Below are 9,966 nucleotides of genomic sequence, written 5' to 3'. Positions count from 1 at the left end.
CGCCCTCACACCGCGTCGATCATGGACTTGTGGTGGCCGTTTTGGCAACGAAAGGCCGTTTCGTACACCACCACAACTCCATGATCGACGAAGCGGGGAGGGATTCGGGTGCACGCCTTGCGTGCCGGGTTCGGAGGGTGTTTCGCGGATGGTTGCTTGGGGCAATCAACGGGTTGACGACATCCCCTCCTGAAGGACGGCTTTCGTGGAAATTACCGGCTTCTTCGCCGCCATCATCATCGGACTGGTCGTCGGCGTGCTGGGCCGGCTGGTCGTGCCGGGCAAGCAGAACATCCCGATCTGGCTGACACTGGCCATCGGTGTGGTCGCGGCGATCCTCGGCACGCTCGTCGCCAGCGCCGTCGGTGTCGACGACACCAGCGGGATCGACTGGATCGAGCTGATCCTGCAGGTCGCCTTCGCCGCCGTCGGCGTGGCGATCGTCGCCGGCACCTACGGCCGCCGTTCGGTGCGCTGACCCCGCCACACCATCGCCGAGGCCCGCACTCCGGAGGAGGGCGGGCCTCGGCGCACCGTTGGGCCACAGTGGACCGGTCGGTGACGCGGCTACCGTGCATGATGGATGCGCCCCGGCTCGACGACAATCTGTTGGAGTTCGCGATCGGCCTGTCCGAGCGCGCGGGCAGCCTGGTCGCCGAGCGGTTCTTCGCGGCGGACTTCGCGCCCGCGATCAAGGCGGACGAGACCGAGGTGACCGAGGCTGACCTCGCCGTCGAGGCGCTGATCCGCGGTGAGCTGACAGACCGGTTCCCCGCCGACGGGATATGCGGAGAGGAGACCGGCGCCACGGCTGGCACGTCGGGCAGGCGCTGGGTCATCGACCCGATTGACGGCACCAGGTATTTCGCCTACCGCATCCCCATCTTCGGTACGAACCTCGCCCTCGAAGACCAGCACGGCGTGGCTCTCGCCGTGATCAACCAGCCGGTGGCCCGGCAGATCATCTACGCGGGCCGTGGCCGGGGTTGCCGGGTCCGTACGGACGGCCCCGATGTGGCGCCGGTGCCGGACTGAGCCGAAGTTCGCCGTCCGTGGTCATGGCGCGCGACCGGCTCAGCGGGTAGAAACATGTCAACCCCTTCGGCGCGACCCACCTTCGGCCGCAGGGATCAGAGAGCGCTCTCACCGCCCCAGCTGTGCCGGGAGTACGCCGCCGGCCAGCGGAGAGGACGAACCGCATGACAACCCCGTCCCGTCGTATCCTCATCCTCGCCCTTCTGGTGACCACCGCCGTCACGACGACCAGCACGGCGGCCACCGCCGGCCGCCCCACGTACGGCGCACCCGACTTCGGCCCGAACGTGACGATCTTCGACCCGACGATGCCGGTCGGCGAGATCCAGCAGACCCTCGACGCCGCGCACGCCCGGCAGGTCGACAACGAGATGGGCACCGAGCGGCACGCCTACCTGTTCAAGCCGGGCGCCTACGGCGCGGCCGAAGAGCCGTTGCAGGCCAAGGTGGGCTACTACACCGAGGTCGCCGGCCTGGGCGCCTCGCCCACCGACGTCACCGTCAACGGCAAGCTCGAGGTCTACAACCGGTGCCTGGCCGACGGCGGCACCGGCAACTGCCTCGCGCTGGTCAACTTCTGGCGCACCCTGTCCAACCTCTCGCTCACCATCAACGCCGCCGGCCAGGACGGCTGCCGGTCGTCGGCGAACTTCTGGGCGGTGTCCCAGGCGGTGTCGATGCGCCGGCTGGACATCACCGGCGGCGGGCTGTCGCTGATGGACTACTGCACCGCCGGCCCGCAGTACGCCAGCGGCGGGTTCATCGCCGACTCCCGGCTGCCGGCCACCACCAACGGCTCGCAGCAACAGTGGCTGACCCGCAACAGCGAGGTCGCCGGCTGGTCCAACGCGGTCTGGAACCAGGTCTTCGCCGGCGTCGAGGGCGCACCGGACGACGCCACGTTCCCCGACCCGCCGTACACCACCCTGGAGGCGACCCCGGTGAGCCGGGAGAAGCCGTACCTCTTCGTCGACGGCAAGGGCCACTACAACGTGCGGGTGCCCGCCGCCCAGCGCGACAGCCGGGGCGTCTCCTGGGCCGACGGCATCACCCCGGGGCGGACCATTCCGATCGGTGACTTCTTCATCGCCAAGCCCTCCGATCCGGTGCGTGTCATCAACAGCCAACTGGCGCGCGGCAAGCACCTGCTGCTCACCCCCGGCACGTACGACATCGCCCGCAGCATCGAGGTGCGCCGGCCCGACACCGTCGTGATCGGCATCGGGCACGCGACGCTCACCGCGGTCGACGGTGCCATCCCGCTGGACGTTGCCGGTGTCCCCGGTGTGATCGTCGCCGGCGTCACGATCGACGCGGGCCTCGTCGAATCGCCGGTGCTGCTGCGGGTGGGGCGCCAGCGCGGCCGCGACGCGAGCAGCCCCACCAACCCGACCACGCTGTCCGACGTGTACTTCCGGGTCGGCGGCCCGCACATCGGCCGGACGAACACCGCCCTGGAGGTCAACAGCGACAACGTGCTCATCGACCACACCTGGGTGTGGCGTGTCGACCACGGCGTGGAGGGCTTCACCGAGGGCGTCAACGGTGACACCGACCGCTGGCGCACCAACACCGGTCGCTACGGCGCCGTCATCAACGGCGACCACGTGACCGCCACCGGCCTGTTCGTCGAGCACTTCCAGCGGTACAACACCGTCTGGAACGGCGAGTACGGCACCACGATCCTGTACCAGAACGAGCTGCCGTACGACCCGCCGACGCAGGCCGACTGGATGAACGGCGCGGTCGAGGGTTGGGCCGGGTACAAGGTCGGTGACCGGGTGCGCCACCACACCCTGTACGGCGGTGGGGTCTACGTCTTCAACCAGAACAACCCGTCGATCCACACCGAGAACGGCTTCGAGGTCCCGAACCGACCGGGTGTGCGGCTGCACCACATCATGACCGTCAACCTCAGCGCCGGCACGATCGACCACGTGGTCAACGGCGTCGGCGAGGCGGCCGACATGACCAAGGTCGGCGCTCCGGTCTACCTGACCCGATACCCGACCTCGTAGGGATCGCGGGCGTACCGACGGGGCCGGAGCCGGTGATGGCTCCGGCCCCGCCGGCCGTGGCGCGGGTCCGATGAGATTTCGCGTCGACGGTCTTGAATTCCTATCGTCCTGGTAGGAAAATACGTGAATGCCGGTTGGTCCGCTCCTCACCTCGCGTCGGGTCGTCGACCTGATGCGGACCGCCAGCGAGCTCTGTCCGGGGGCACCGGCCACCGACTGAACGCCTCGCCGCCGCACTCCTCCTCCGGCCCCACTGCTGGATCGCGCGTCGACCCGTGACCCGTGCTCACCGGCTCGGCTCGGCCCGCTCGCCACCGCACCTTCCGACCGATCCGGCACCGCCGGATCGGTTCACAACCATGGAGGTACGCCATGACATCCGACCAGCCATCGTCCACCCCACCGACGGCCGGGGAGTCCCGGCTCGCGTTCAACGAGGACTGGGTGGCGACCATCCTCGGCCTGGCCCTGCTCGCTCTGGTCCTGCTCGGTGCCATCCCCGCCGGGCTGGTGCCCTGATGGCCGCCGACGCGACCCGCACGGGCAACGAGCCCGGCACGACCGACGCCACCCGAGTCGACGCCACCGGAGTCGACGACGCGCCCGCCGACGTGGTCGAGTCCAGCAGTTCGTCGACCACCGCCGATCCTGCTGACCCCGCCGACCCCGCCGATTCCGCCGTTCCCACCGCTCCCACCAGCGCGGCACGTGGTGGCGCGTTCTGGGCCTGGACCGCCCTGGGCCTGCTGGTCGTGCTCGGTCTCGCGGCGCTCACCCGCTACCTGGAGCAGAACGTCCCGACGTGGGCCGAGGGCACCGCCGTGGAGGACATCGGGGCCGCCATCGAATACCCGGTCTACGCGATCCTGCTCGGCCTGCTCGGCAACGCCGCCGTCACGCTGCTCGGGTGGCGCGACCGGATCGCCGCCGCCTTCCGGACCGAGTTCTTCATCAAGACCGGCCTGGTGCTGCTCGGGGCGTCGATCAACCTGGCCGTCATCGCCAGCGCCGCCGGCCCGGCCATCGCCCAGGCGATCCTGCTGATCAGCGGGGTCTTCCTGTTCACCTGGTGGCTGGCCGGCAGGTTCGGGCTCGACGACAAGCTGCGGGCGTTGCTCGCCTCGGCGGTGTCGATCTGCGGTGTCAGCGCGGCGATCGCCGCCGCGGGGGCCGTCCGGGCGCGCCGGGAGCAGTTGGCGTACACGGCGAGTCTGGTCATCGTCTTCGCGTTGCCGTCCATCTTCATCCTGCCCTGGCTGGCCGACGTGTTCGGGCTCTCCGACGCGGTGGCCGGCGCCTGGATCGGCGGCAACATCGACACCACGGCCGCGGTCACCGCCGCCGGGGCGCTCGCCGGCGAGGAGGCGCTCCAGATCGCCAGCATCGTCAAGGTCACCCAGAACGCGTTGATGGGCGTGGTGGCGGTGGCGCTCACCGCGTACTTCACCCTGCGGGTGGAGCGGCGGCCCGGCGCCGCCCGACCGGGTCTCGGCGAGCTGTGGACGCGGTTTCCCAAGTTCGTCCTGGGCTTCATCGCCGCCTCGGTGATCGCCACCTGGTACCTCGACGCGGCGGGCGCGGACGGCAAGGCCACCATCGCCATCGTCAACGACCTGCGCGTCTGGTTCCTCATCCTGGCCTTCGTCAGCATCGGCCTGGAGGTCCGGGTGGCATCGCTGCGGGAGGCCGGCTGGCGGCCCGTGGCGGTCTTCGCCAGCGCCACCGTGTTCAACCTGGCGCTGGCGCTCGGCCTGGCGTCCCTGCTGTTCCGCAACTTCTCGGCCTGAGCCGCCGTCGCGCCCCGTCCCGTGTCCGCGCGGGGCGGGGCGCTCGACTCCTTCCGGGCAGCAGGCGAATAATTTCATCGATCAGTCGAACTCTTGCGGGGCGGCGACCACTGCTGCCACGATGGCCGTCAATGCCTTCCGTCCCGAAGGAGTGGTCCCCATGGCGGTCTCCCGCCGCACATTCGTCACGTCGGTGCTGGCGTCCTCCGCCCTCGCCGCCGCCTCCACCACCAGACTCCTCGCCAGCCCCGCGCACGCCGCGAGCCCTCCCGGGGACGTGGTCGGCAAGGTGACGGTCGGCTACCAGGGCTGGTTCAGCGCCCCCGGCGACTCCGCGCCGATCGGCGGCTGGTGGCACTGGAGCCGCGACCGTTTCCAGCCGCCCTCGCCCGCCAACACCACCATCGTGTCCTGGCCGGACATGCGGGAGTACACGCGCAGCTATCCCACCGCGTACCCCAACCTCGGCAACGGCTCGCCGGCCACCCTCTTCTCGTCCTACGACCAGCAGACGGTGGACACCCACTTCCGGTGGATGCAGGAGTACGGCTGCGACACCGCCGCGCTGCAACGGTTCAACCCGATGGGCGACGAGGGACCGACCCGCGACGCCATGACGCAGAAGGTCCGCTCGGCCGCCGAACGCTACGGCCGCAAGTTCTACATCATGTACGACGTCACCGACTGGCTGTCCATGCAGTCGGAGATCAAGACCGACTGGACGACGAAGATGTCCGCGCACACCGCGTCCAGCGCGTACGCCCGGCAGAACGGCAAGCCGGTCGTCTGCATCTGGGGCTTCGGCTTCAGCGAACCCAGCCGGCCCTTCACCCCCGGGCCCTGCCTGGAGGTCGTCAACTGGTTCAAGGCGCAGGGCTGCTACGTCATCGGTGGCGTGCCCACCTGGTGGCGCCAGGGGATCGAGGACTCCCGGCCCGGCTTCCTCGACGTCTACCACGCGTTCCACGCGATCTCGCCGTGGATGGTCTACCGGGCCAGGACCGTCGAGGAGCTGGACTCCTACTACAACAACGTCAACGTCGGCGACATGGCCGACTGCGCGGCCCGCGGCATCGACTACCTGCCCTGCGTGATGCCCGGTGACCTCGCCGGTGGGCACCGCAAGCACGGCGACTTCTACTGGCGGCACATCTACAACATGGTCCGCCTCGGCTCGCAGGGCCTCTACGTGTCCATGTTCGACGAGTACAACGAGGGCAACCAGATCGCCAAGACGTCCGAGACCCAGGCCACCACCCCGGCCGGTGCGAACATCCGGGCGCTGGACGAGGACGGCGTGGCCTGCTCCGCCGACTACTACCTGCGGATCACCGGCGACGGCGGCCGGATGCTCAAGGGGCAGCTCGCCCTCACCCCGGTACGCCCCACACCGCCGATGGTCGGCACCCCGCCCCCGACCGGTGGCAACCTCGCCGCCGGACGGGCCGCCTCGGCGAGCAGTCAGAACGGCCCGTTCCCGGCGTCGAACGCGGTCGACTCCGATGCCAACAGCTACTGGGAGAGCGGCGGCGGCGCGTTCCCGCACTGGTGGCAGGTCGACCTCGGCGCCAGCCACCCGGTCAACCGGCTCGTGCTGCGACTGCCGTCCGGCTGGGGCGCGCGTACCCAGACCATCACCGTGCAGGGCAGCGTCGACGGCAGTTCCTTCTCCACCATCGCCGGGGCCTCCGCGTTCACCTTCGACCCGGCGACCGGCAACACCGTCACCCGCACGCTGACGACCACCACGGCCCGCCACATCCGGCTGAGCATCGCCGGCAACACCGGCTGGCCGGCGGGCCAGCTCGCCCAGGTCGAGGTGTACGCCGCCGGCGGCACCACGGACAACCCGCCGACCGCGCCGAGCGGCCTCACGGCGACCGGCCGTACGGCGAGCAGCGTGTCCCTGGCCTGGACGGCGTCCACCGACGACAACGGCGTGACCGGCTACCAGGTACGCCAGGGCGGCACGGTGGTCGCCACCGTCACCGGCACCACGGCGACCGTGAGTGGGCTCAGCGCGTCCACCTCGTACACCTTCACCGTCACCGCACGCGACGCCGCCGGCAACACCTCGGCGGCCTCGAACGCGGTCACCGTCACCACCGACGCCCCGACCAACGCCGACCTCGCCCGGGGCCGATCCACCAGTGAGAGCAGCCACGTCCAGACCTACGGGTCGGGCAACGTGGTCGACGGCGACGCGAACAGCTACTGGGAGAGCGCCAACAACGCGTTCCCCCAGTGGGTCCAGGTCGACCTGGGCGCGACCCGCACGGTCGGGCGGGTGGTGCTGAAGCTGCCGCCGTCATCGGCCTGGGCCACCCGGACGCAGACCATCGCCGTGCAGGGCAGCACCGACGGAGGCAGCTTCGGCACACTGGTCGGTTCGGCGGGGCGGACGTTCGACCCGTCGACGGGTAACCAGGTGACGCTGACCTTCAGCGCCGCGCAGACCCGCTACGTGCGGATCACCGTGACCGGTAACACCGGCTGGCCGGCCGGTCAGCTGTCGACCCTGGAGGTGTACGGCAGCTGACCCGGGCGTGGGACGGCCGCCGGATGCCGGCCGGCGGCCGCCCATCCCACCGCGCTCTCAGCTGGTGGGCGGCAGGCAGGCAACGGCTGGCCCGATGTCCTCAACATTACTGGCGGAAGCTACTGGCCCAGCAGCTCATTGACCGCCCGGTGGGTGCGTTCCTCGTTGGCCGATACGGGCCCGCCGGGTCACCTGCTTCAATTCCACCCGGCCCGCCGCGCCCGAGCAGCACGAGTAGCCCTCATCTGAAGCTCGTTCGCTGGCGTCATCGAAGTGACCTGGACGGAGGTCCCGCGCGGGCGAGCGGCCTGTCGCTGCGAGCGATGTGCTAGGTCGGACCACAAGGCCGGGAGTACCGTCGATGGTTGCAGGACTGGCGGCTGCCGCTATTGCCGCCGTCAAGCCGTGAGGTAGGAGTGCTGCCATGCCCCCACGCGCGACCACACTCGTTGACCCACGTTTTCCGACTGAGCTGCGGCGACTCCGGGAAGCACGGGGACTGTCGCTGCGGCAACTTGCCGCCGCTGTCAACCACGGCAAGAGCCTTATTCACCAACTGGAGGCTGGGCAGACGAAGCCGACGGTCGACGTGACGGTTCGGCTCGACGACGCGTTGCACGCAAACGGCGTGTTGGCGGCGCTGGTCGTCGAAGCGCCGCAGGGTGGCGATCGTCTGGCCTACGTGCGGGCGCATCAAGGGCGGGCCGATCGCGCCACAGCAGAGGCGCTCGCCGGTCTCCTCGCGGGCTACCGTCGGTTGGAGGATGCCATCGGATCAGGGCCGATCATGCGGCCGGTACGGGATCACCTCGGTACCGTGACCAGCCTGCTGAGGGACGCTCCCGACGACGTGCGCCCTCGGATGGTCGATCTGGCCGGGCAGTGGGCACAGTTCGCGGGCTGGCTCAGTATCGCGCGGGGCGAGGAGCGTGCCGCCACGGTGTGGAACGCGAGGGCGTTGCAGTGGGCCAGCGAGGCCGGCAACGCGGATCTGGTCGCCACCGTCGTGTCGTTTCAGGGGTATCAGGCCGAGTGCCGACGTGATCTCCCGACCATGATTCGGCTTTCGCGGGAGTCGAGAAGGGATCACACGGTGACTGCCGCTCTGCGGGCGTATTGCGCAGGGCAAGAGGCGAGGGGTCTTGCCATGGCCGGTGCGGAGTCAACTGCGGTGCTCGGGTGTCTTTCGGAGGCGTCGGACCTGTCGGCGCAGGCTGCGGAGGAACCGTTGTCTCCGTGGGGCTACTGGTACACGCCGTCGTTCTTCGCCATCCAGCAGGGCAGTGTGTTGCGGCACCTCGGTGCAACGGACAGCCGTGCCAACGACCGAGCGCTGGGATTGCTGATGGCCGGCGTCGCCGGCGTCAACGAGGAGGCCAACGGCGCGGAGTGGCACGGTCACAACCTGATCCACCTGGCCGTTGCCCAGGCGCAGGCCGGAGACACCGCGGCGGCTCGCGAGACGCTGGCGATGGCAGACGCGATCGCCATAGCCACCGCATCCCAAGACCTCGCTCACAAAGTCATCGAAGCCGTCCATCTGCTTGGGCTGTCCGCTACGCCGTAACGGACGCGCTTCGCCTGGTCGGCCACCCATTGTCGCGCCGACGATGACCGTGGGTGACGGCGATAAGAGCTGTTCGGAGACCTACGTCGCGCCCACTGCCTGACGGAGGTGGCATGCGCGGCGATGGGACGGCGAGCAAGGGTGAGCAGGCCGAGGCGGCCGAGCGGGAGGCTGCCAAGCAGCGCCTCCTGGCGCAGGCGGAGGCGGAACGCGTACCGGTGGAGGACACGACCCGTGCGGTCCCGGACCGGCGGTGGCGGCGTGACCAGCGATGACCTTCCGATCGGCCGCCGCGTGGCGAGCTGGCGGGTGCGGCGGTCGATGACGCAGCAGCAGCTCGCCGACCGGCTGTGCAGGTCGAAGAGCTGGGTGGACAAGGTCGAGCGGGGTGTGCGTGCCCTGGACCGGTACTCGGTGATCCAGGATCTGGCCGAGGTGCTGCGGATCGACCCGGAGGTGCTGCTCGGCCAGCAGTCGCAGAAGACGCCGGTCGGTGCTCTCGACGGGATGGACGACATCCGGGCCGCTCTCGCCCGCTACGACACCCCGGAAGTCACGCAGCAGACGGCGGAAGAGGTGAGACGGCAGGTCGGATACGCCTGGCTGACCTACCAGCATGCGCACTACGCGCAGTTGGTGCGGGTGTTGCCGAGTCTGCTCGATGTCGTGCAGGGCGTAAGGGCACTGGAGTTGCGGGTGCAGACATACCGGCTCGCCTCCGCGTTGCTGGTCAAACTCGGTGAGGCCGACCTCGGGTGGCTGAGCGCCGATCGAGCGATGGCAGTGGCGGGTGACGATCCGCCTCTCGCGGCGACAGCGGCTATCTCCGTCGGCCAGGCGCTGCGCGCGTCGGGCCGCGACTGCCTCGCCCTGGCCGCGACGCTCGCCGCCGCGAACCGCATCCTCCCGCCGCCGACCGACGTGGCCCCATTCCGGGTCGGTGATCATGAGGTTGGCGGGCCGTGGGGAGATCAAATGACCCGTCAACCTCATGATCACCAAGGCGCGGGTGGGGGCGGG

The 9,966-nt window shown here is 69.9% G+C and carries 9 protein-coding genes; all 9 read left to right on the top strand.

All coding sequences use genetic code 11. The features are described from left to right. Positions 1 to 205 precede the first annotated feature (205 nt). Positions 206 to 478 (top strand): GlsB/YeaQ/YmgE family stress response membrane protein, encoded by a 273-nt coding sequence (locus F8271_RS27300; protein ID WP_151492723.1) that lies wholly within the window; start codon positions 206 to 208, stop codon positions 476 to 478. Between the two features lie 80 nt (positions 479 to 558). Continuing rightward, complete coding sequence (locus tag F8271_RS27295) at positions 559 to 1,035, top strand: inositol monophosphatase family protein (protein WP_151492722.1); 477 nt, start codon at positions 559 to 561, stop codon at positions 1,033 to 1,035. A gap of 164 nt (positions 1,036 to 1,199) precedes the next feature. Continuing rightward, a complete protein-coding gene (locus tag F8271_RS27290) occupies positions 1,200 to 3,053 on the top strand; it encodes an adenylyl cyclase (RefSeq protein ID WP_151492721.1) in 1,854 nt (617 codons plus the stop codon). Between the two features lie 372 nt (positions 3,054 to 3,425). Beyond that, a complete protein-coding gene (locus F8271_RS32650; RefSeq protein WP_192580484.1) occupies positions 3,426 to 3,572 on the top strand; it encodes a hypothetical protein in 147 nt (48 codons plus the stop codon). Further along, complete coding sequence (locus tag F8271_RS27285) at positions 3,572 to 4,840, top strand: YeiH family protein (protein ID WP_225854793.1); 1,269 nt, start codon at positions 3,572 to 3,574, stop codon at positions 4,838 to 4,840. The genes F8271_RS32650 and F8271_RS27285 overlap by 1 nt, the downstream gene beginning before the upstream one ends. Positions 4,841 to 5,000: 160 nt before the next feature. Continuing rightward, positions 5,001 to 7,379 (top strand): discoidin domain-containing protein, encoded by a 2,379-nt coding sequence (locus F8271_RS27280; RefSeq protein ID WP_151492720.1) that lies wholly within the window; start codon positions 5,001 to 5,003, stop codon positions 7,377 to 7,379. Between the two features lie 424 nt (positions 7,380 to 7,803). Continuing rightward, positions 7,804 to 8,946 (top strand): helix-turn-helix domain-containing protein, encoded by a 1,143-nt coding sequence (locus F8271_RS27275; RefSeq protein WP_151492719.1) that lies wholly within the window; start codon positions 7,804 to 7,806, stop codon positions 8,944 to 8,946. A gap of 113 nt (positions 8,947 to 9,059) precedes the next feature. Beyond that, the gene (locus F8271_RS32645; protein WP_192580483.1) at positions 9,060 to 9,221 is read left to right on the top strand and encodes a hypothetical protein; all 162 of its coding nucleotides are present in this window, start codon (positions 9,060 to 9,062) and stop codon (positions 9,219 to 9,221) included. Continuing rightward, positions 9,208 to 9,966 (top strand): helix-turn-helix domain-containing protein (locus F8271_RS27270; protein ID WP_225854792.1); only part of this gene is annotated, 759 nt, incomplete at its 3' end. The genes F8271_RS32645 and F8271_RS27270, both read left to right, overlap by 14 nt.

The sequence above is a fragment of the Micromonospora sp. ALFpr18c genome (genome assembly GCF_008868155.1).
Taxonomy (GTDB): domain Bacteria; phylum Actinomycetota; class Actinomycetes; order Mycobacteriales; family Micromonosporaceae; genus Micromonospora.
Note: the sequence above shows the minus strand (reverse complement) of the source record. Positions and strands in the feature narration are given on the sequence as shown.

Excerpts from the sequence above, each read along its gene's own strand:
- F8271_RS27290 (WP_151492721.1), top strand. The coding sequence starts at position 1,200 with ATGACAACCCCGTCCCGTCGTATCCTCATCCTCGCCCTTCTGGTGACC.
- F8271_RS32650 (WP_192580484.1), top strand. The coding sequence starts at position 3,426 with ATGACATCCGACCAGCCATCGTCCACCCCACCGACGGCCGGGGAGTCC.
- F8271_RS27285 (WP_225854793.1), top strand. The coding sequence starts at position 3,572 with ATGGCCGCCGACGCGACCCGCACGGGCAACGAGCCCGGCACGACCGAC.
- F8271_RS27280 (WP_151492720.1), top strand. The coding sequence starts at position 5,001 with ATGGCGGTCTCCCGCCGCACATTCGTCACGTCGGTGCTGGCGTCCTCC.
- F8271_RS27275 (WP_151492719.1), top strand. The coding sequence starts at position 7,804 with ATGCCCCCACGCGCGACCACACTCGTTGACCCACGTTTTCCGACTGAG.
- F8271_RS32645 (WP_192580483.1), top strand. The coding sequence starts at position 9,060 with ATGCGCGGCGATGGGACGGCGAGCAAGGGTGAGCAGGCCGAGGCGGCC.